The sequence below is a fragment of the Aeromonas sobria genome, from assembly GCF_050266975.1.
Classification (GTDB): Bacteria; Pseudomonadota; Gammaproteobacteria; order Enterobacterales; family Aeromonadaceae; genus Aeromonas; species Aeromonas sobria_B.
The window spans coordinates 21,340-41,449 of the sequence record NZ_JBKISU010000027.1 but is presented as its reverse complement, the minus strand read 5'-3'; the positions used below and the strand labels follow the sequence as shown (position 1 = coordinate 41,449).

The window sequence follows — 20,110 nt, the reverse complement described above, 5'->3', positions numbered from 1 at the left end:
AGACGGGGCTTGATGGAGGGCATTGCCAAGATTTTCGCCAATTGGCGCAGAACTTGAGCAAACGGCAAGAAAAGCAATAAATTGCGTTGACCGACCCAGGTTCATCCCTTACATTACGCCCCGTTGTCGCGACATTGGTCGCCAACAATTGTGATGCTCAAACACATTAAATAATGAGCAGAAATTTGGTGAGGCGACCCAGTGGCTGCCCACCGACGAAGTCGGAACGAGAAGCACGCAACGCGTGCTCCGAAAGCCACTTCAAAGCAGTAAAAAATTTGGTGAGGTGTCCGAGTGGCTGAAGGAGCACGCCTGGAAAGTGTGTATACGGCAACGTATCGAGGGTTCGAATCCCTCCCTCACCGCCAAACAGTAAACCCCGACCTTGATGGTTGGGGTTTTTCTTTTTCGTCAGTAACTTGCTGGTTTTAGTGGTGTTTCGTTCACACTTCGCCCCCTGTCACTTTGTCAGGAGGGCCAGAAAGGTGGTACAAAATGGCCATTATGCCGAACCCCAAAAAACACCCTACCTCGGGGAAGTATTATCTCCGTCAAGCAATCCCGTTAAAGCTTCGCCCCTTCCTTGAAGGTGCTGTTGAGCTGAAGCGTTCCCTTCACACTACAGATCCACAAGAAGCAAAGGTCAGGGCCGTTGAAGTCCTCTTAGACTTTCAAGCCACGTTGGCTACAGCTCGCAACAAGCTGGCTCAGCAAGAGTCCAACGCTGCCCCGCTGATTCAGTCACAGGTCGAGCAAATCGCTATGGCATGGCGGTTACGGGAGATTTCCCGTCTGCGTAACCCTGAGATCCTTGAGCGTTATGTGCTGCGTGAGCTGGATGAGGATGGCGTCAACTACGAATACTCAGCGCTCGTCGGTTTTTACGATAACGAATGCAGTGTAGTGGATGAAAAATTTGGTGTGAGACGAGTCAATCCGCAGCGTCTTCATGCCCAGATGAAATACTTTGCCGAAGAATGTCTGGCATTGGCTCAAATAGAGCTGCTCCCCGACAACCCGCTCTATACCGTGCTGTGTGACCGTTTAGCTAAGCATTGTACCACTATCTGCAAGATCGCCTTCGACGCTACTCGAGAGCAAATTAAGCATGGTATCCACCAGTTGCTGATTCCTCCCACTCATTCCGTCGGTATTGCTGTAGCCTCAGCAACGTCAGTCCCTGATGCCCCCAAGATTGGCGAGTTCTTCGAAAAGCTGGCCGATGAGCAGGCCAAGATTAATCCCAAGGGATCTATCACTTGGCGAAGGGAACGAGCGGCTGTCGTCCGCCGGTTTATCGAGGTGTTTGGCGATTTACCGCTCAATCACATTACCGATTCGATGTGCCGCAGGTTTCGTGAGCTACTCAAGCAAACCCCTTACCGGCCAAGCAAAGAGATCAATCAGTTACCCTTCAAAGAGCAGATCGAAAAGGCTCGGGAGGAGGGGCTAAAGACCATCGCCTTGTCACGGGTCGAGGTACTCCTTCACCTGTTCTCCGGAATACTGACGAGGGCTCAGGACGATGCTTTGATCAGCAAGAACCCTTGCAGCGGCATCAAGGTCAAGGTGCCTAACGTTACTCGTGAACGAGCCCCCGAGTTTACAGATACCGAGATGAAAACCCTGTCTAGCAGCGGCCTGTTCACGGGTGACATCCGTCCAGCACGTGCCAACTATGGCGAGGCGATTTACTGGGTGCCGGTGCTGCTGATCTATACAGGGGCTCGCTTGGAGGAAATCTGCCAACTGTTCCGGCGTGATGTCGAGCAAAAAGATGGTCAATGGGTCATCCATATCCGGGATTGGGACGAGTCTCAGTCGGTCAAGACCGGGAAGAGTCGAGAGGTTCCGCTCCATCCACACTTACTGGAGCTTGGCTTCGAACGTTTCTTGGCGAGTTGTGCCGCAGAAGGCCCGCTTTTCTCCGAGTTGAAGGTGAGCAAGCCGACTGGGCGCTATAGCGACAAACTAGGGAAGTGGCTCGGGGAGCAGATCCGCCAGATCCTCGGGCTCAAGACAGGCTCTATCTCCCCATTACATGCCTTCCGGCATACCTTCGTAACCCATATGCGGGATTTGGATATCCGGGAAGACATACAAAACGCCATCACTGGCCATTCGCAGGGCACCAGCGTGGGCAGGCGTTACGGCTCGTTCAGGCAGTTGCATAACGCCATCGCCAAGATGCCCCGCTGGCCGGTTCCGGTATGGCGGCCGCTTGGTGTAGTTGATGCATCTGCCGCTGCGGCGGAGGTGAAGGTATGAAACTGACACTAGATGAATTGCTACAAGAGCCGGGATGGTATGACTTTCTGTGTCCTTACCGTGTGCTGGATCTTATCCCCGGATTCGATGGCGAGCATGAACAATACGTCCAGCGGGCGTTGGCTAACCTCCGTGAAATTTCTGAATTGGATTGGTTAGAGATCCCAGAACCCGGCGATGGGCTGGGCTCATGGACACCCGAGCAGGCCCTCGCTGTGCTGACCTATGGCCCTCGTTCCCATCTCAACGTCGAACTGATAGTGGAGATTGAACGCGTCACTGGTGAATCTCTCCCCCGCATGGAGGGAAAGAGCCGGTTCGAGGCGGCCTTCTACCTCGTCTATTTGCTGCCGCTGCTTAACGAGTTCAAGCAGCGTGACGTCTGGACGATGGTTCAGCCCCAGTATGTCTGTGATTCCTATCGGGTCGATTTTCAAGTTGGCCTGAGCGTATACAGACCAGACTCTTCGGGTTTCAGAGACATAGGGGGCTGGGAGTCGTATCTGATTGAGTTTGATGAAGCCTATCACCAAGAACCTGCCAACCGCTTGCGTGATCAGCAGCGTGATGAGCATATAGAGCAAGTCACCGGGCTAAGGCCCATAAGGGTACGTCATGAGGAGCAGGAACTCTGGGCGGTAATCTGCCGCATTGAGCAGGAGATCATCAGCGTAGAAGACTACCTGCAACGACTGTTGAAGCTGATGGTCTGGCGACGTGGGGAAAAATACATCGACATTACGCGAGAGGATGCCCAACTTGCTTATGCTTGTGACGCAGCCGGGTATTTGCTCTATCCGAGGCAGCCACTGCGTGACCTGAAACGGATAGCCAAACGGCTAGGGTTGCGGGTTAAGGCAATGCACACAGGCAAGCAGGCGTTCTATCGCTTCTACCTCTGAGCTCAGTCCCGCTTAGTTGTGTCAGCGGCAAACACATTGCTCAACATGTGTGTGGCTCCATTTGGGGTCACACACAAGCAAGAGTGTTGAGAGCAAGAGGGAGCCGCCATCTATGTGTCAACTGTGTCGGTGTGTCAGGCCGATATTCACACCTCTTTTTTTCATCATCACGGCCCGAGACGGGAACATACAAGCCACCCGGAGGACAGATTCCGAGAAGATACCAACGATCTTGCCCGGTTTATTGCCCGGCAAAAACAATCCCAAACCTCACGAGCACACGAAAAACGAGCAGGCAATATTCAGACCCCACGCCGGTATAAGACAGATGAGATCAGCCCCATAGGAGAACTCCATGGAATACATCACATCTGGCCCCTTGTCGGGAGCCATCCAGCAAGGAGAAGGCGTATGAGTGAGCAGCAAGGAAACCCGTTACTGAAAGCGTTGGAGGCGGCACTGCTGGCAGCCTTGGGCGTCCTCATCAAGGAAGCCGTCAACTCGATGCAGACACCGCCACCCCCGCCGAAGGAGCCGGACGCTCAATAGACCATGCCCGTGTGACAGACCGGAGGCCCCCCGGCACCCCCTGTCACACGGGTTGGTTTTCGAGTTTTGACACGTTTTTCTTGCAGGGTCTTGAGCCTATTGGGAGGCCATCATGGCAATCATCGGGTATGCCCGTGTCTCGACCACGGGGCAATCGCTGGAGCAGCAACTGACAGCTCTGGCGGAGTGTGAAAAAGTTTTTCAGGAGAAGGTCAGCGGTAGCAAGACGGATAGGCCGCAACTACAGGCAATGCTCGAATTTGCCCGCTCTGGAGACGTGCTAAAGGTGACCAAATTGGATCGTCTGGCCCGGAACACCCGGCACTTGCTGGAGATCACAGACCAGCTACACGCCAAAGGGGTAACATTACAGATCCAGAATCTGGGCATCGACACGGCCACACCGACAGGCAAACTGATGCTGACCATGATCGGGGCCATCGCCACGTTCGAGCGGGAAATCATGCTGGAGCGTCAGGCGGAAGGGATCGCCTTGGCAAAGGCCAAAGGGGTCTACAAAGGCCGCAAGCCGACAGCGATGGAGAAGCGGGACGAGGTGCTGCATCTTCTATCACAGGGCATCGCTAAAGCATCAGTGGCAAAGCGGCTCGGTATCAGTGTATCGAGTGTTCATCGCATATTATCGCATGAAAACTGACAAGGCTCTTTGGGGCCTTTTTTTGACATCAGGAAACTTCATGGCAATCCAAAATGAAAACGAATTCAGATCATTCCTGTCAGGACGTATAGCGGAGAGGTCTATCAGTTCCTATGTCAGTAATCTCAACGCCGCATCTAGTGTACTGCATTGCGACATATCTCACTCAACGCTGAGCTGCGAGTTGCATATCAGCAACTTGTGCTCACGTTTAGCGGATGCCGGGATGCCAGCACACAGGATCAGAGATACCCGTTCGGCCATGAAAAAGTATTTGGAGATGGTGACTTACATCCCATCGGAGGAGGTAAGCCAGATAGATCATCGCCATGATGAACCTGAAGAGGTTGCTGATGATTCACGCCATTCAGTGAACTCGACATTCAGGGAAAAGCTCTTGGAGCATTTGTTTATCGCTGAACTTTTTAAACGTTCATGGCGTGATGGTGCATGTGATGTGGAGGTTGCCAAACCGGAGGTCGATCATCGAGGTTATGACATCCTTGTTGAATCACGGGGTATTTTGAGGCACATACAGTTGAAGTCAACTCGTAAGGGGGGACGTGCCAGCAATCAGAAAATCCATTTGTCCTTGGCAGATAAGCCATCTGGTTGTGTGGTGTGGACTGTTTTTGACGAAGAAGCCCTCGATATTGACCATTATTTATTCTTAGGTGGTGCTCCGGGTGAAAAGCTGCCGCCCCTAGGGGATAGAGTAGCGAAGCATACTAAGGGCAATGCTGATGGTGAAAAGTTAGAGCGTCCGATGCTTCGAGAGGTTCCGAAAAGGAACTTCAAAAAAATCGAGACATTTGACGAGCTTTATGACACGCTATTTTGCAACTGTTGAGCTAAGTGGTACAAAACGCTGGTACAACAGCTAAGAATTCAAGGTGCATCACTGTAATGAAATCAGTGAGTTACTGAATGTTAGTGAGAATCGAGGGTTCGAATCCCTCCCTCACCGCCAAATAAAGTAAAAGGGCCTGTCTTGCGACAGGCCCTTTTACTTTATCCGGTGATGGGCGGCTCGATTTGAATTCTGGTTCGACCAGGGGGCAGGATAGCCCGCTTGGACCGCCGCAGGCTGCCCGCAGGGCGAGCGCCAGGGATGGCGCGAGTCAATCCCGACCCACCGCCAAATTGAAAGAAACCGACCTTAGGGTCTAATGCCGATCAGTTAAGGATCCATTGACCGATCCTCCTGATGTGTAAAAATCCGAAACCTGTTGATTTGGTTTCGGATTTTTTATGCGTATCGAACAAGCTCTCGACTTCCTCCACGCCAGCAATATGGCCCAGTTTGAGTCACTCTCTGACCTCATTCCCCCCGCGCTCATCACCTCCCTGCTCGGCGAAGAGGGCGTCGCCACTCTGCGCCGTCGCCGCATGCCCATGGAACGTCTGGTCTGGGCCATCATCGGCATGGCCATCTTCCGCAACGTCCCCATGACCCAACTGGTCAATCAACTCGATATCCTGCTGCCCGGTGACCGCCCCTTCGTCGCCCCCAGCGCCTTCCTGCAAGCTCGCCAAAAGCTTGGCCACAAGAGCATTGAGCGTCTGTTCCACGAGACCGCCACCCGCTGGCATCAACAGGCCAACCACCCCGGCTGGGCCGGACTGCAACTGCTCGCCGTCGATGGCGTGATGTGGCGCACCCCCGATACTCCGGACAATGCCGCCGCCTTTGCCAAGCCCGGCACCCAGCATGGCGAGACTGCCTATCCCCAGGTGCGCATGCTCTGTCAGATGGAGCTGACCAGCCATCTGCTGGTTCAGGCCGTGATGGAGAGTTGTGCCGTCAACGAGATGGTGCTGGCCGAGCAACTTATTGCACGCACACCGGACCACTCGCTGACCCTGTTCGACAAAGGCTTTTACTCCCTTGGCCTGCTCCACGCCTGGCAGCGTGCTGGCAGTGAGCGGCACTGGCTGCTGCCGCTCAAGAAGGGCACCCAATACGAGGTGGTGCGCAAGCTGGGGCGCCAGGATGCGCTGGTGCAGCTCAAGACCAGTCCGCAGGCGAGGAAGAAGTGGCCGCAGTTGCCAGAGGCAATAGAAGCCCGCTTGCTGACGCGCACTATCAACGGCAAGGAGCGGCAGGTGCTGACCTCGATGGTCGACCCGATGCGCTTCCCGGGGGCTGACATCGTGGAGCTGTATGGCCATCGCTGGGAAATCGAACTGGGGTATCGGGAGATGAAACACAGCCTGCAGCAGCACAGACTGACCCTGCGCAGCAAGAAGGCGACGGGGATACGGCAAGAGCTGTGGGGCGTGCTGCTGGCCTATAACCTGCTGCGTAGCCAGATGGTGAAGATGGCGGCGAGCCTGAAGGGATACACGGCGAGCCAGCTGAGTTTTCACATGGCGTCGGTGTACCTCATCCATGAACTGAGTTGCATGCCGTATGTGTCACCGGGGAATATCCCGGGGCGGGTGGCGGAGCTGGAGAAGCAGGCGGGGCAGTTTGTGCTGCCGGCACGAAGAGAGCGAAGTTACCCTCGCTGCGTGAAGCCAAGACCACAGAAGTACAGTGTGAAAAAAGCCAATAAAAACAATGCCAGTCAGCCTTAACTGACTGGCATTAACCTTAGGGTCGGTTTTTTGCATTGGGGGGCTGCCATAGCATCCTGATGATGAGGGGGGGAGTCTCCTCGGCTGGGTGCGAGCGAAACGGCTTGCCGTGCTGAACGATCAACGGCCGTTCCCGCAGGGGGACGCAGCGGTGGATCCTGCTCCCCATCGACAAGTGGAAAGCCCGACCTCATGGTCGGGCTCTTTGCGTTGGGTTTTTCCCGGGGGCTGGGATGGCGAAGCTTCTCCGCCGGAGGTGAACCAGGCTCCTTGCGGTCATTAGGGCAAGAGACGCCCACGACGGGGTGAGGCATCATGACTCCCTTTATCCCTGCTGTGCCGATCCATCAGAAGATCACTCCGATCAGTCTGTCGAGCAGTGCCTCGAAGGAGAACAGGGTGAGCAGCAGCGGCAGGAAGGGCACCACAGTCGCGAACACCAGCTGCAAAAACATGTCCCGGTTAAATGGCATGGGCCTGATCTCCTTGATGACGGCAAACGCGGTCCCCAGGTCGGCGAGGGACTGGATATCGGCGGCGCCGAGCAGGGATTCCCCGTCTCTGTCCGCCGTGCGCAGCCAGCGGCGCTCGAAGCGGCGGCTGTATTCTGCGGCAAGGGCGCCATATTCCCGCATCCCCAGACGCTTGGCCGCCAGAATATGAGGGGCGAAGACCGTCAGAGGCGCCAGTACGAGCAGCAGGCCGAAGCTGGTCAGCAGGATGATCTCCGGCTTGTAGGCGGTCAGCACGGCGGCATCATAGAAGATCCGGTTGGCGATAAAGCCGGCCAGCTGGGCACCTAATGCGGTCAGTAGCGGTGAGTAGGCGTAGGCCGAGCCCCCGAGAAAGCCAAGGCCGCAGTTGCGATCGGGATGGGTCGGCATGAGGGCGAGGGGGATCCGGGAGACCTGCCAGAGGAAGCGGGTCCAGATCAGGAGCCGGTAGAGCCAGCGCAGCAGCAGGAACTGGATGATGGGATTGCTCACCCAGAAGAACCAGAAGCCGGGCAGGGTCAGGGTCGCCCGGTCCTCCTGGAGGAGGGCGTACCAGGTTGACGACTCCAGGGTGAAGGTGCTGGTCCGGATGAAATAGCCCATAGATAAGACAAACAGGATGAGCCCGACCTCCGCAGGGATCGAGTTTCGCCAGCTCATGGCGCTGCGGATGGCGTCATGAAAACGCGGCAAGGAGAGCGGCGAGATCAGCCCTCGCTCGATAAACTGGCTGACGATCCCCCGGATGCGTTGATGGACGACAAGCTCGGCGAACACCAGCAAAGAGACGCAGATGAGAAAGCGGACATGGGTCTCTACGTCCAGCAGAAAAGGCACGGCCACCCCTTGCAGCAGGCTGCCTTCCCAGCTGCACAGCAGCAGCAGGGGCAGCCAGCAGATCCCGCAGAGGATGAGGATCCGCCGCCTGATGTGTGCCTCGATATCGCCAAGGTGGGCCCGGCTCCACAGCTGATAGAGGGGGCCTCCCAGGATCAGGGTGAAATTATTCGCGTCGGACAGGGAAGTCGTGAGGGCGTCGGGCGGAGTGACAGGCCTGTGATGGGACATGATGGAACCACCTTGGTGTGCGATGAATGTGCCATCCAGCTGGAACGGACTCGCCTTGCCACCCGGGTGGGACTGGATTGGGGGACGTTTGCCATGGGAACACCTTGGCGGAGCCTCTTCTCTCCGCGCATTTGCTGGCTGAAAAGTCCGTCAATAAAGGCGTTTGTTTATAGCGGCGAATGGTTGCGGTGGCAGTAGGTGCAATCACAGCGGCCTTGAGCAAGCCCCGTGCTTATAGGTATAGCGTCTGCCATGGAGAGACGATGTGATCCGCCCGCGACAATTTTCCCTTGGCGTCTCTCGCCTTGCCAGGGATGGCCGGCATGAGCGCCGATATCGGTTTGGGGGTCATTACCGTTCAGACCCAAGACTCAAGCCAGCGCCATGTCAGATCTGCGCCAAGATCACCCCCTGGGCCAGAATGGCCTGGCGCAAGATGGACGGGAAACACTGTGGTCGGCTCCTCTGGCGACGGTGATGGCTGTGCTCCGCTCGAAGCCTGATCTCTTCGGTTCCTGCTCTTTTGCCTGCATGGCGACCGCAGGGCGAGGTGGTGGACCTTGTCTGAGCATGCTCATTGATTGGACGTATGGTTGGCGGGGATCCCAGGCCCCCTTCTGAGGCGCCAGATCATGGGGATAGTGTGCCGAGCTGCACAGCTTGCCGGGGCCCCTGTACCGGCCCGAGGGGAATATGTCACACTGACGCCCCTTGTTGTCAGGGTCAGTCCCATGTCTCGTCTCCTCCATGCTGTCGCCCCGGCGGACAAGTGTCTGCCCGAGCCCGCCCATTTCACCCGCATCGAACGGGTGTTGAACCATATCCATCAGCACCTGGATGCGCCGCTCTCGGTCAGCGAGCTGGCCGAGCTGAGCTGCTGGTCGCGCTGGCAGTTGCAGCGGGTGTTTCACAACGAGACCGGGCTGACGGTGGCGGCCTATGTGCGCGAGCTCAAGCTGAGCCAGGCCGCCGCCGCCCTGCTCGATGGCCGTGAGCGGGTGCTGGATCTGGCCTTGCGTCACGGTTATGACGCCGAGGCGAGTTTTAGCCGCGCCTTCAAGCAGCAGTTTGGCTGCTCGCCCCTGGCCTATCGCAAGCGGGGCCAGCGGATCGGGCTGCGTCTGCCCATTCAGCAGATCGCGGCAAGGCCGGGGGAGGGGCGCTGGCTGCAGGTGCGGGTCGAGAGCCTGCCGGGCGTTACCCTGTACGGGGTGAGGGGGGAAATACGGGGGCTGTTTGCCAGCGAGCCCGACTTTCAGCAGACGGTTCCGGCCATCTGGCGAGCCTTGCACGCCGCAGCCCGTCTACCGCCTTGCAGCGAACGGTTGGGGGTGGTGGATGTCACTGAGACCAATGATGAGCAGCGGCTGCCCTATTGGGCGGGCCTCCTCGTGGAGGAGGGGGGCGCGCCGCCAGCCGGTTTGACCCCCCTGTTCATCCCGCCGCAGGAGTATGCGGTGCTTACCCATGTGGGACCCATCCATCGGTTGGCGCAGACGCTCAACGGCTTCATCCAGCACTGGTTGCCGGACTCCGGGTATCGGGGGCTCGATGGCTATGAGCTGGAACGCTATGGTGCCGGCTTCAATGGTCAGCAGGCCGATGCCCGCATGGAGTACTGGTTGCCCATCGCCCCTTGCCAGGCGCCTGCCGAACGGGGTGTCCCTATGTCGACGGGACGAAGTGCTGACTGAACTCCGCCGGTGGCAGGGGCTTGGCGTAGAAGAAGCCTTGCTGATAGTCGATGTTGTAGTTGTGCACCATCTCGACCTGAGCCTGGGTCTCTACCCCCTCGGCCACCAGGGCCACCCCCAATCTGCGGGCGAGATCCAGAATGTTCTCGACGATCTGGCGGGAAGGGCCCTCCTCCTGGATGCCCATGATGAAGCTGCGATCGATCTTGATGATATCCACATGGAACATTTTTAGATAGGCGAGGCTGGAGTGACCCGTGCCGAAGTCATCGATGGCCACCAGGACTCCCATGGTATCCAGGGCCTCGAAGATGGCCAGGGTCTGCTCGTCGTCATCCAGCATCTCCCGTTCGGTCAGCTCGAGTACCAGCTTGATATCCTGGCCCGCCAGGGCATCCAGGAAGGCTTGGCACTCGGCGACTATCTCCGGGCTCTTGAAGTGCTGGGCGCAGATGTTGATGGCCACATGAAAGCCGGCCGGCAGGCGATCCGCCACCGTGAGCAGGTAGTCCCGGGTCTGTGCCATCAGCTGACGGGTCATGGGGACTATGTAGCCACTCTCCTCGGCCAGGGGGATGAAGTGGCCGGGGAAGATCATGCCCTGCTCGGGGTGGACCCAGCGCATCAGCACCTCGCACCCGCAGAGCTGGCCATCGCGGTTCATCACGGGTTGCAGATAAGGGATGAACTCCTGTGCAGCCAAGGCCCGCGCCAGTTCACGGCGTGGTGATCCCCCGCGACCGCTGAGATGGAAGGTGAACAGCCCCAGCAGCAGGGCCAGTACGGGGGCGGCCAGCAGGGTGTCACGGTTGTAATCCCAGGCGAACGCCAGGATCTGCTGATAACCATTGAGGGCGACCAGCCGATAGGGGTGATCATCGGGCGGGCTCGAGATGAGGTTGCCCTTGCCTGCGAGCAGGGGGGCGGCTTTCTGGGCCCGGCCATGACCATCCAGGGCCCGATCCCCCAGGATGAAGAAGAGGTTGTCCTCCCCCTTGACGGCCTGCAGGGCGCCGAAGATGTGAAAGCCATCCAGCTCGGCGAGCAGGGTGCGCTTGCCGAGCCGCTGGCGATAGAGGATGGCGGTCTGCCCCGTGATGGGGCTGTGGCTGGCCAGGATCAGATCCTGATCGCCAAAGAGATAATCGGGCATGTTCTGAGACGAAATGGGCCTGTGCAGCGTGGTACAGAGCAGCCGGTTGCCCTCCAGCACGTAGAGCGCCCTGGCATAGGGGGAGGCGGTGATGAGATCCCGCAGCGCCAGCTTGTTCTGCTCACAGGCTTGCGCGGCCAGGGGGCGAGCCGCATCGACCAGCGTCAGGCTGTCGTTGATGGCCCCCTCAATCATGGCTTGGGCGTGATGCAGGCTGCGCTTGTTGTCCTTGTGCAGACCCGTGGCCGCTTGCATGGCATTGAGCAGGACCAGCCCGGTCAGCAGGCCGAAGCCGAGCAGGCTGGCCAGGCGAAGTCGCTGTGAAAGGGTTTCAGTTGGCATGCAATACCCGATTCTTGCCGGTGTGTTTGGCCTGATAGAGTGCCTGATCGACCCGCTCGATCAGCTGCTCTGCCGACTCTTGCCGCCATGGCCCCAGCCCGGCGGAGAAGGTCACCACCAGGTCCGATTCACGCCACTGGCGCGCCCCTACCCGCAGGCGCCAGCCATCCAGCAGGGCCATGGCCTCCTTGGTATCATCCCCCGGGATCAGGATGGCCAGCTCCTCGCCGCCGTAGCGATAGAGGCGGGCCCGCTCGCCGGCGGCGTTGAGGCCTTCCTGCGCAACGGCCTGGAGGACAGTGTCCCCCATCACATGACCCAGTCTGTCGTTGATGGACTTGAAGTTGTCGAGATCGACCATGCCAAGGAAGAAGGGGCGCCCATCGGCCAGGTTCATGGCCAGATCCTGATCGAAGCTGCGCCGATTGAACAGGCCGGTGAGGGCATCCGTGGTGGAGGCGGTGACGGCCTCCTGCATCTGGCGGTGACCACTGTCTATCTCCTGACGCAGCAGGTTGCCGGGTTTGCTCAGGTCGATGCGCCCCACTCGCAGCGTCGCGACGATCTCGACGATCATCCGGTTGAGGGCGTGGCGCAGCGAGCCCCAGCACAGCAGGCAGATCAGCAGACAGCCGGCCATGGCGACCAGCAACTGCCGGGATTCACTGTGGCTGGCCTGCTTGAACTCGTCGTCGCTGACGGTGTAGATGGCAAACCAGTCTGGATTGGAGAAGGAGTAGTAGTAGACGTGAGCCTGGCGCTCGGCGTCGAAGAGATGACCGGCACCATTGGTCATCTGCTTGATGAGGGATGGCTCCACATGGCGCTTGAACAGATTGCCCACGTCCGAATGCAGCAAGGTGTCGCCCGCCCGATCGACCAGATGGAACTCTCCCCTGACGGGGCTCTTCAGCTGACGCAGGGGATAGCTCAGGTGCTCGAGATTGAGATCCATGGCCAGAGTGCCGAGGGGAAAGCCCTCCCGATCGAGGATGGGCTGGGAGATGGAGACGGTATGGTGGTCGCTGAAGAGGCTGGGATAGTGCGCCGTGTAACTGACGAACAGATTGCGGGAGGCGGACGGCTTGAACCAGGGGCTCTGCCTGGCATCGAGGTCCGATCCGGCCGGCAGATGGGGCACAGAGTTGAAATGCCCCTGGAGATCGGCGGCCGCTATGCTCACCACGTTCGGGGTGAGGGACAAGGTCTGCATCAGATCCAGACGCAGGGGAGAGTGAGGATCGGTCAGGAAGGCCTGCAGATTCTGCTCATTCACAAAGTGACCCGTCTCGCTGAGGGCATGTTCCAGTGGCTTGAATTGCTGCTCGATAAACTGGGTCGCCATGTTGTGAACGAACATGGCAGCCACCTGGTGATACTTCTTCTCGGCGGAGTTCTGGATGCTGTAGCTGACGCCCAGCAGGGCGATGAGCAGGGTCAGCACGATCACGCCGAAGGTGATATTGAGCTGGGTGTTGCAGTGCAGGTCTTTGCTGATGATGTTGTTCATGAGTGCGGTCTGGTGGCCTTGTGTTGTCTCGGGTCGGGCTGATACAGGGGAGGCGCATACTATAGTCATCTTTATCAATAGGGCTTGACCCGGATCAAGCCGCCGGAAGAAAGGACTTTTCTCCTGATAGTATTTCCTTGCTGAAAAACGGCTTTCATCAACGTTAACTTCTGAATATAAAGACTTTTTAAGTCAATAAACCTTAATGCGTAGAGATAAACACTGTGGTCGGTGTGTCTGACGGGGCCTGCCATTGATCACTGGGGGCTGACTAGTGCCATGTGAGAGATGGCGGGGCCGCCAGGTGGAATTCGGATGAGGCCCTGCCGGCTCACGCCTCGCCTCCTTCCTTCGCCTCTTTTCCGTCAACATGCCCCAAAATGCCAAGTTTGCCGAAAAATAGCTGATTAAAATGCAAATGATATTTGTTACTATTCAATCATTGCATTCGAGGATCAGATGTACGCCACTCACCCCCCCTTGACCCTGGTCGCCGCGACCCTCTCCACCCTGTTTGCCGCCCAGGCTCTGGCCGAGGCCGGCACGACCCAGCCCGCAGTGCCAGAGACCCTGACGGTGCTGGGTCAGACCTATCGCAACACGGCCACCAAGACCCGGCTCGATCCCATCGAAACGCCCCAGGCCATCTCGGTGGTGGATGGCGAGACCCTCTCCCAGCGGGGCGTCAGCTCGGTGAGCGAGGCGCTGCGCTACGTGCCCGGGGTCAACACCGAGCTGAGGGGCGGGGCGGTCAACCGGCTGGATCTGTTCAACATCCGCGGCTTTGACAACTACCAGAACTTCTATGACGGCCTCTTGCTGCAATACAACGAGTGGAACCTGCAACCCCAGATAGATCCGGTGGCCATCGAGCAGCTGGAGGTGTTCAAGGGGCCGACCTCAGTGCTCTACGGCAGCATGCCCCCGGGCGGCATGGTCAACCTCATCGCCAAGCGCCCCCAGCGGGACGCCAAGCACAGCGTCAGCGTGGCGACCGGCACGGGCACCCTCAAGGAGATGACCCTCGACAGCACAGGCGCCATCAACGAGCAACTGGCCTATCGCCTGGTGGGACTGGCCCGGGAGAAGGATGGCCAGGCGGTGACCTCCGAAGAAGAGCGCTACGTCTTTGCGCCCTCCCTGGACTGGCAGCTTGGCGAGCGGACCCTGCTCAACCTCAACCTCTACTACCAGAAAGACCCCGAGGCGGGGATCTACACCACTGTCCCCGCCAAGGGATCGGTCAAGGCCAACCCCCAGGGCGAGCTTGGCAGCGACACCTTCCTCGGCGACCAGCACTGGAATCAATACAACCGGGATGTGACCCTGCTCGGCTACAAGCTGAGCCACGACTTCAGCGCGAACTGGCAGTTCCTGCAAAATGCCCGCTACATGGACGCCTCCGCCAGGCAGCGCAACACCTACAACGGGGCCCTGGCGGGCGACGATCGCACCCTGTCACGCAACGCCTATCTCACCGATGAAGCGTCGAAAGGCTTTGTCATCGACAACCAGCTCTCCGGCAAGGTGCAGACCGGCTCTGCCCAGCACAACTTGCTGCTCGGGGTCGATTATCAGTACCTGGATGCGGATGTGCTCTATCGGGACACCCTCGACTACAACGCGGGGGACATCGATATCTTCAACCCCAATCACAGCCAGATTGACCCCGATAGCCTCAATTTTGTCTATCAGGACCGCAAGCAGATCAAGCAGCACCAGACCGGGGTCTATCTGCAGGATCAGGTACGCCTCGATCGGCTGGTGGCCATCGCCGGGCTGCGCTATGACAGCTACCGGATGGACACCGACAGCCACAGCCTCTACGCCGGGGCGGCCAGCAGCAGCCTGGCCCGCATCGATCAGGACAACCTCTCCTTGCGCCTCGGCGCCCTCTATGAACTCGATGGCGGCATCTCCCCCTATGTGAGCTATGCCGAGAGCTTCGAGCCGGTGCCGGGGGCGGACAAGCACGGTGCGGCGTTCGATCCCGCCGCCGGTCAGCAGTGGGAGGGGGGGCTCAAGTTTCTCTCCGAGGACATGAGCAAGATGGTCACCCTCTCCGCCTTCCGGATCACCAAGAAAAATGCCCTGGTCACGGATCCGGACAACGTCTACGGGCCCAAGCTGCAGACCGGGGAGACCCTCTCCAAGGGAGTGGAGCTGGAGGGGCGCATCGATCTCGCCAGCAACCTGGACTTGAGCGCCAGTTACACCCTGATCGACATGGCGATCACCCGCGACAGCTCGGGCCTGCAGGGCAAGACCCCGGTCTGGGTGCCGGATCAGACCGCGTCCCTGTGGGGCAACTACCGTCTGGAGCAAGGGGCCGCGGCCGGATTGCGATTGGGGGCCGGCCTGCGCTACGTGGGGGAGACCCAGCTCGATGCCGCCAACACCGACAAGGTGCCGGACTACCTGCTGATGGACCTGGCCGCCAGTTACGATCTCGGCCGGCTCAGCCAGCGCCTGAAAGGGGTGGAGGCCTCCGTTAGCGCCAGCAACCTGTTCGACCAGACCTACTACTCCTGCTACGACCAGAACAACTGCTGGTTCGGGGCAGAGCGCAACCTGGAGGCTCGACTCAAATACGCATTCTGACCCTGCGCCCCGGCACGCATCCGGGGCATGCCCCCACTCCCGGCTTCGCCCGCCAGCACGCCCTGGCCCGCGCCACCGGACAGCCAGACAGCGACCTGCGAGGGGAGCATGACGCCCTGTTTGCGGCGGCTGCCGCCATCATCCCCTCCCTCAAGGGGCGGCTGGTGGCGGCGGAGGAGCCCTGGGCTCTGCTTAGCGCCTCGCCCCATGGCAACAGCGGCGAGGTGATGGCCGCGCTGTTCGCGCACTGGCGCCAGGCCCACCCGGAGGCGGGCCCCGCCTACTGGCTGACCCGCAGCTGGGGCATGCTCTGCTGGCAGTCCATCTACCTGGCGGTGATCGCCGTCTACCGGTTTGCGGCCCTGCCGGCCCTGGATCGGATGGGGATGGGGTATCAGGATGGCCTGGTGTGCGGCGTCGCGCTGGCGCCAGAGCCCATGGTCAAGGGGGAGCACGCGGCGCTGATCCAAGAGGCGGGGCGGCGGTTGCAGCGCCACTGGCAGGCCCTGTTCGAGACGTTTGCCGAGGTACAGCGGCTCAGACCCGGCTTCGTGCGTCCGCTCCTGGCGGACGATCTGCTGGTGGCCCTGGCCCGGGTGCCGGACTTCTTTCCCGAGGTGAGCCGCGAGCGGGTGAGCCAGGATGCGCCCCGTTGGCTCGCCGCCTGCGACCTGCCTGCCGGGCACCTGGCGGGCTGGCGCCCGGCCTCGCTGCCCCAGGCTGGTCTGCTGCCCGGCTATGTGCGCCAACGTTGCTGCCTGCACTACAAGCGCCGGGATGGCGATCTCTGTGGCAACTGCCCGAGGCGCCAGGGGGCCGCAAGCTGCGATGACGGCGCCTGAGGCGCCATCGTCTGCTGGTCGATAGCCGTGCAAGACGCCGTCGTCCGGGTTGATGGTCGGTAGCCAGGCAAACACGCCGCCCCTCGGGGCGGCGTGTTTGCCTGGCTCAGCGCTCTCCCATCTTGGCGCGAATGCGCTCGAACAGGCTCTGCAGGCAGGCCTGATCCCGATCGGCGGCCCGCACCGCGCCATACATGTGGCGGCGCACTCCCTCCCCGAGCGGGCGGGCCTCAAGCAGGCCCTGGCGCACGAACTCCTCGCTGGCCCAGCGGGGCAGGGCGGCGACCCCGAGCCCGGCGGCGGCCATCTGCAGCATGACGGAGGTGTTGTCCACCGGCTTGCAGCGCTTGGGCTCCACCCCGGCCGGTTGCAGGAAGCGGCTGAACACGTCCATCCGTGCCCGCTCCACCGGATAGACCAGCAGCACCTCCTGCTTGAGATCCTCCGGGGTGATCCGGATCTGGTGACAGAGGAGGCTCTCCGGCGCCATCACCAGGGTGAGCTCGAAGCCAAACAGCGGCTCGAAGTGGAGATCCCCGCGGGCCTGCACGTCCGAGGTGAGCAGCAAGTCCAGCTGGCCGCCGAGCAGGGCGGTGAGGGCGTCGAAGCCCGGCACGGACTCCACCTCCAGATCCACCCCGGGCCACTGGCGGCGAAAGTCCGGCAACAGCGGCAGCAGCCACTGGATGCAGCTGTGGCAATCCAGCGCCAGGTGCAGCCGGCCCGCCTCGCCGCTGTGCAGGGCCTGCAACTGCTTCTCGGTCTGGGCCAGGGCGGGCAGCACCTGGCGCGCCAGATGGAGCAGCTGCTGGCCCGCCGCCGTCAGCACCAGGGGGCGGCTCTTGCGAAGAAACAGCTCCAGGCAGAGGCGGGTCTCCAGCTCTTTCAACTGATGGGAGAGGGCGGACTGGGTGAGGTTGAGGGACAGGGCCGCCCCCGCCAGGGAGCCCTGTTCGGCCAGGGCCGTTATCGTCTTCAAGTGCTTGATCTCCAAGCCTGAATTATTTTGCACCGCCATGGCACGTCTCCCTTGAATGACAGTTGAGGATTATTTGAGAGCCAGTTGAAGAGGATTCAATAGCCAGGGTCACCTTATCTCGCCATTCTAGATGTGTAAACATCTGGATGGCTAAATCATCCAGTTTCCCATCAGATGAATGAGCGTAAGGAATTGACCCATGACACGTGCACACACCCTCGGTTTCCCCCGTATCGGCGCCAAGCGCGAACTGAAATTTGCCCTCGAATCCTACTGGCGTGGCGAAACCACCCAGGCCGAACTGGTCGCCGTGGGCAAGAGCCTGCGTGAGCGCCACTGGCAGGCCCAGCGCACCGCCGGGGTCAACCTGCTGCCGGTAGGGGATTTTGCCTGGTACGATCAGGTGCTGGGGACCAGCCTGCTGGTGGATGCGGTGCCCGAACGCCACCGCCACGGCGATACCGACCTCGACACCCTGTTCCGGGTGGCCCGTGGCCGTGCGCCGACCGGCCCGGCCGCGGCCGCCGCCGAGATGACCAAGTGGTTCAACACCAACTACCACTATCTGGTGCCCGAGTTTGGCCGCGACCAGCGCTTCAAGCTGGGCTGGAGCCAGCTGTTTGACGAGGTGGAGGAGGCCAAGGCCCTGGGTCTGCCGGTCAAGGCGGTGCTGCTGGGGCCTGTCTCCTACCTCTGGCTCGGCAAGGAGAAAGAGAGCGGCTTCTCCCGTCTCGAACTGCTGGATCGCCTGCTGATCGTCTACCAGGAGATCCTGGCCAAACTGGCCGCGCAAGGGGTGGAGTGGGTGCAGATTGACGAGCCGGCCCTGGCCCTGGACTTGCCTGACGAGTGGCGCCTGGCCTATCTGAATGCCTATGAGCGCCTGAGCGGTCCCTGCAAGCTGCTGCTCACCACCTACTTCGGATCCGTGGCCCATCAGCGCGACATCATCACCAGCCTGAAGGTGGACGGCCTGCACCTGGATCTGGTGGCGGCCCCCGAGCAGCTGGAGACCCTGGTGCCGCACCTGCCGGCCCAGTGGGTGATTTCCGCTGGCGTCATCAACGGCCGCAACGTCTGGCGTGCCAACCTGGCCAAGCTGGCGCCGACGCTGAAGGCATTGAAAGCCAAGCTGGGCGAGCGCCTCTGGGTCGCCTCCTCCTGCTCCTTGCTGCACAGCCCGGTGGATTTGACCCTGGAGCACGAGCTGGATCCCCAGACCCGCAGCTGGTTCGCCTTCGCCCTGCAAAAGTGCTACGAGCTGGGACTGCTGGCCGACTACCTGGACGGCAGCACCCTGGACAAGATCGCGGCCTACAGCCAGCCCATCGTCGATCGGGAGTCCGACAGCCGGGTCCACAAGCAAGGGGTGCAGTCCCGTCTGGCCCAGCTGACCGAATCCGAGTTCAACCGCCACAGCCCTTACCAGCAGCGGGCCCAGGCGCAGCGCGCGGATCTCAAGCTGCCGCTGCTGCCCACCACCACCATCGGCTCCTTCCCGCAGACCTCCGACATCCGGGTGCTGCGCCAGGACTGGCGTGCCGGTCGCATCGACGACCAAGCCTACGAGGCGGGCATCCAGGCCCAGATCAAGGATGCGATTGAGCGCCAGGAGGCCATCGGGCTGGACGTGCTGGTGCACGGCGAGGCCGAGCGCAACGACATGGTGGAGTATTTCGGCGAGCTGCTGGACGGCTTTGCCATCACCCGCTTCGGCTGGGTACAGAGCTATGGCTCCCGCTGCGTCAAGCCGCCGGTGATCACCACGGATATCGACCGCCCGACCCCCATGACCCTCGAATGGACGAAGTTTGCCCAGAGCCTGACCGACAAGCCGGTGAAGGGCATGCTGACCGGCCCCGTGACCATCCTCTGCTGGTCCTTCCCCCGGGAAGACGTGAGCCGCGAGCAGTCCGCCCTGCAGATTGGCCTCGCCATTCGCGACGAGGTGGCAGATCTCGAAGCCGCCGGCATCAAGATCATCCAGATCGACGAACCGGCCATCCGCGAAGGCTTGCCCCTGCGCAAGCAGGATCATCAGGCTTACCTGGATTGGGCGGTGCGCGCCTTCCGCCTGAGCGCCAGCCCAGTGGTGGACAGCACCCAGATCCACACCCACATGTGTTACAGCGACTTCAACCTCATCATAGAGGCGGTGGCGGCCCTGGACGCCGATGTCATCACCATAGAGACCAGCCGCAGCCAGATGCAGCTGCTCGAAGCGTTCGAGCGCTTCAACTACCCCAACGAGATCGGACCGGGCGTGTACGACATCCACTCCCCGAACGTGCCGAGCCAGGGCTGGATTGAAGGCTTGCTGCGCAAGGCGGCCAGACAGATCCCGGCCGAGCGTCTCTGGGTCAACCCGGATTGCGGCCTCAAGACCCGCGGCTGGGAAGAGACGGAAGCCGCCCTCAAGGTGATGGTCGATGCCACCAAGGCACTGCGGGCCGAGCTGGCCTGAGCAACA

14 protein-coding genes and 1 tRNA gene are annotated in these 20,110 nt (G+C 60.4%); 11 read left to right on the top strand and 4 right to left on the bottom strand.

The genetic code is table 11. From position 1 onward, the window contains the following. Positions 1-280 precede the first annotated feature (280 nt). The 7 genes from ACLHZ1_RS15250 (at position 281) to ACLHZ1_RS15220 (ending at position 6,957) form a co-directional block, all read left to right on the top strand. Positions 281-368: transfer RNA gene (locus ACLHZ1_RS15250), tRNA-Ser, on the top strand. A 127-nt stretch (positions 369-495) separates the two neighbouring features. Next, complete coding sequence (locus ACLHZ1_RS15245) at positions 496-2,268, top strand: DUF6538 domain-containing protein (protein ID WP_427262768.1); 1,773 nt, start codon at positions 496-498, stop codon at positions 2,266-2,268. Further along, positions 2,265-3,170: a hypothetical protein gene (locus ACLHZ1_RS15240; protein ID WP_427262767.1), complete on the top strand. Its 906-nt coding sequence runs from the start codon at positions 2,265-2,267 to the stop codon at positions 3,168-3,170. Before ACLHZ1_RS15245 ends, ACLHZ1_RS15240 begins: the two co-directional genes overlap by 4 nt. Before the next feature lie 411 nt (positions 3,171-3,581). After that, positions 3,582-3,719 carry a hypothetical protein gene (locus ACLHZ1_RS15235; protein ID WP_427262766.1) on the top strand — a complete coding sequence of 46 codons (138 nt, stop codon included), beginning with the start codon at positions 3,582-3,584 and terminating at the stop codon, positions 3,717-3,719. Positions 3,720-3,831: 112 nt separating this feature from the next. Continuing rightward, entirely contained in the window at positions 3,832-4,377 is a 546-nt protein-coding gene (locus tag ACLHZ1_RS15230; RefSeq protein ID WP_374842769.1) for a recombinase family protein, read from the top strand. 40 nt (positions 4,378-4,417) lie between these two features. Beyond that, positions 4,418-5,227: a hypothetical protein gene (locus tag ACLHZ1_RS15225; protein WP_234035409.1), complete on the top strand. Its 810-nt coding sequence runs from the start codon at positions 4,418-4,420 to the stop codon at positions 5,225-5,227. Positions 5,228-5,628: 401 nt separating this feature from the next. Further along, the gene (locus ACLHZ1_RS15220) at positions 5,629-6,957 is read left to right on the top strand and encodes an IS4-like element ISAeme12 family transposase (RefSeq protein WP_427262765.1); all 1,329 of its coding nucleotides are present in this window, start codon (positions 5,629-5,631) and stop codon (positions 6,955-6,957) included. A gap of 347 nt (positions 6,958-7,304) precedes the next feature. On the opposite strand, the gene ACLHZ1_RS15215 is transcribed toward ACLHZ1_RS15220, so the two are convergent. Further along, positions 7,305-8,519: a hypothetical protein gene (locus ACLHZ1_RS15215; RefSeq protein WP_427262764.1), complete on the bottom strand. Its 1,215-nt coding sequence runs from the start codon at positions 8,517-8,519 to the stop codon at positions 7,305-7,307. A 731-nt stretch (positions 8,520-9,250) separates the two neighbouring features. On the opposite strand from ACLHZ1_RS15215, the gene ACLHZ1_RS15210 reads away from it, so the two are divergent. After that, positions 9,251-10,213 carry an AraC family transcriptional regulator gene (locus tag ACLHZ1_RS15210; protein ID WP_427262763.1) on the top strand — a complete coding sequence of 321 codons (963 nt, stop codon included), beginning with the start codon at positions 9,251-9,253 and terminating at the stop codon, positions 10,211-10,213. On the opposite strand, the gene ACLHZ1_RS15205 is transcribed toward ACLHZ1_RS15210, so the two are convergent. After that, on the bottom strand, positions 10,185-11,708 hold the full coding sequence (locus ACLHZ1_RS15205) for an EAL domain-containing protein (RefSeq protein ID WP_427262762.1): 1,524 nt from the start codon (positions 11,706-11,708) through the stop codon (positions 10,185-10,187). The genes ACLHZ1_RS15210 and ACLHZ1_RS15205 overlap by 29 nt on opposite strands. After that, positions 11,698-13,218: a sensor domain-containing diguanylate cyclase gene (locus ACLHZ1_RS15200; protein ID WP_427262761.1), complete on the bottom strand. Its 1,521-nt coding sequence runs from the start codon at positions 13,216-13,218 to the stop codon at positions 11,698-11,700. Before ACLHZ1_RS15200 ends, ACLHZ1_RS15205 begins: the two co-directional genes overlap by 11 nt. A 459-nt stretch (positions 13,219-13,677) precedes the next feature. On the opposite strand from ACLHZ1_RS15200, the gene ACLHZ1_RS15195 reads away from it, so the two are divergent. Continuing rightward, positions 13,678-15,819 (top strand): TonB-dependent siderophore receptor, encoded by a 2,142-nt coding sequence (locus ACLHZ1_RS15195; RefSeq protein ID WP_427262760.1) that lies wholly within the window; start codon positions 13,678-13,680, stop codon positions 15,817-15,819. 62 nt (positions 15,820-15,881) lie between these two features. After that, on the top strand, positions 15,882-16,661 hold the full coding sequence (locus tag ACLHZ1_RS15190; protein ID WP_427262786.1) for a siderophore ferric iron reductase: 780 nt from the start codon (positions 15,882-15,884) through the stop codon (positions 16,659-16,661). A 106-nt stretch (positions 16,662-16,767) separates the two neighbouring features. Here the strand turns inward: ACLHZ1_RS15190 and ACLHZ1_RS15185 are convergent, their stop codons facing one another. Beyond that, positions 16,768-17,679, bottom strand: a complete 912-nt coding sequence (locus tag ACLHZ1_RS15185; protein WP_427262759.1) for a LysR substrate-binding domain-containing protein — start codon at positions 17,677-17,679, stop codon at positions 16,768-16,770. 160 nt (positions 17,680-17,839) lie between these two features. On the opposite strand from ACLHZ1_RS15185, the gene metE reads away from it, so the two are divergent. Beyond that, positions 17,840-20,104 carry a 5-methyltetrahydropteroyltriglutamate--homocysteine S-methyltransferase gene (metE, locus tag ACLHZ1_RS15180; protein WP_427262758.1) on the top strand — a complete coding sequence of 755 codons (2,265 nt, stop codon included), beginning with the start codon at positions 17,840-17,842 and terminating at the stop codon, positions 20,102-20,104. Positions 20,105-20,110: the final 6 nt, after the last annotated feature.

Excerpts from the sequence above, each read along its gene's own strand:
- ACLHZ1_RS15245 (WP_427262768.1), top strand. The coding sequence starts at position 496 with ATGGCCATTATGCCGAACCCCAAAAAACACCCTACCTCGGGGAAGTAT.
- ACLHZ1_RS15230 (WP_374842769.1), top strand. The coding sequence starts at position 3,832 with ATGGCAATCATCGGGTATGCCCGTGTCTCGACCACGGGGCAATCGCTG.
- ACLHZ1_RS15195 (WP_427262760.1), top strand. The coding sequence starts at position 13,678 with ATGTACGCCACTCACCCCCCCTTGACCCTGGTCGCCGCGACCCTCTCC.
- ACLHZ1_RS15185 (WP_427262759.1), bottom strand. The coding sequence starts at position 17,679 with ATGGCGGTGCAAAATAATTCAGGCTTGGAGATCAAGCACTTGAAGACG.
- ACLHZ1_RS15215 (WP_427262764.1), bottom strand. The coding sequence starts at position 8,519 with ATGTCCCATCACAGGCCTGTCACTCCGCCCGACGCCCTCACGACTTCC.
- ACLHZ1_RS15225 (WP_234035409.1), top strand. The coding sequence starts at position 4,418 with ATGGCAATCCAAAATGAAAACGAATTCAGATCATTCCTGTCAGGACGT.
- ACLHZ1_RS15200 (WP_427262761.1), bottom strand. The coding sequence starts at position 13,218 with ATGAACAACATCATCAGCAAAGACCTGCACTGCAACACCCAGCTCAAT.
- ACLHZ1_RS15240 (WP_427262767.1), top strand. The coding sequence starts at position 2,265 with ATGAAACTGACACTAGATGAATTGCTACAAGAGCCGGGATGGTATGAC.
- ACLHZ1_RS15235 (WP_427262766.1), top strand. The coding sequence starts at position 3,582 with ATGAGTGAGCAGCAAGGAAACCCGTTACTGAAAGCGTTGGAGGCGGCA.
- ACLHZ1_RS15220 (WP_427262765.1), top strand. The coding sequence starts at position 5,629 with ATGCGTATCGAACAAGCTCTCGACTTCCTCCACGCCAGCAATATGGCC.
- ACLHZ1_RS15210 (WP_427262763.1), top strand. The coding sequence starts at position 9,251 with ATGTCTCGTCTCCTCCATGCTGTCGCCCCGGCGGACAAGTGTCTGCCC.
- metE (WP_427262758.1), top strand. The coding sequence starts at position 17,840 with ATGACACGTGCACACACCCTCGGTTTCCCCCGTATCGGCGCCAAGCGC.
- ACLHZ1_RS15205 (WP_427262762.1), bottom strand. The coding sequence starts at position 11,708 with ATGCCAACTGAAACCCTTTCACAGCGACTTCGCCTGGCCAGCCTGCTC.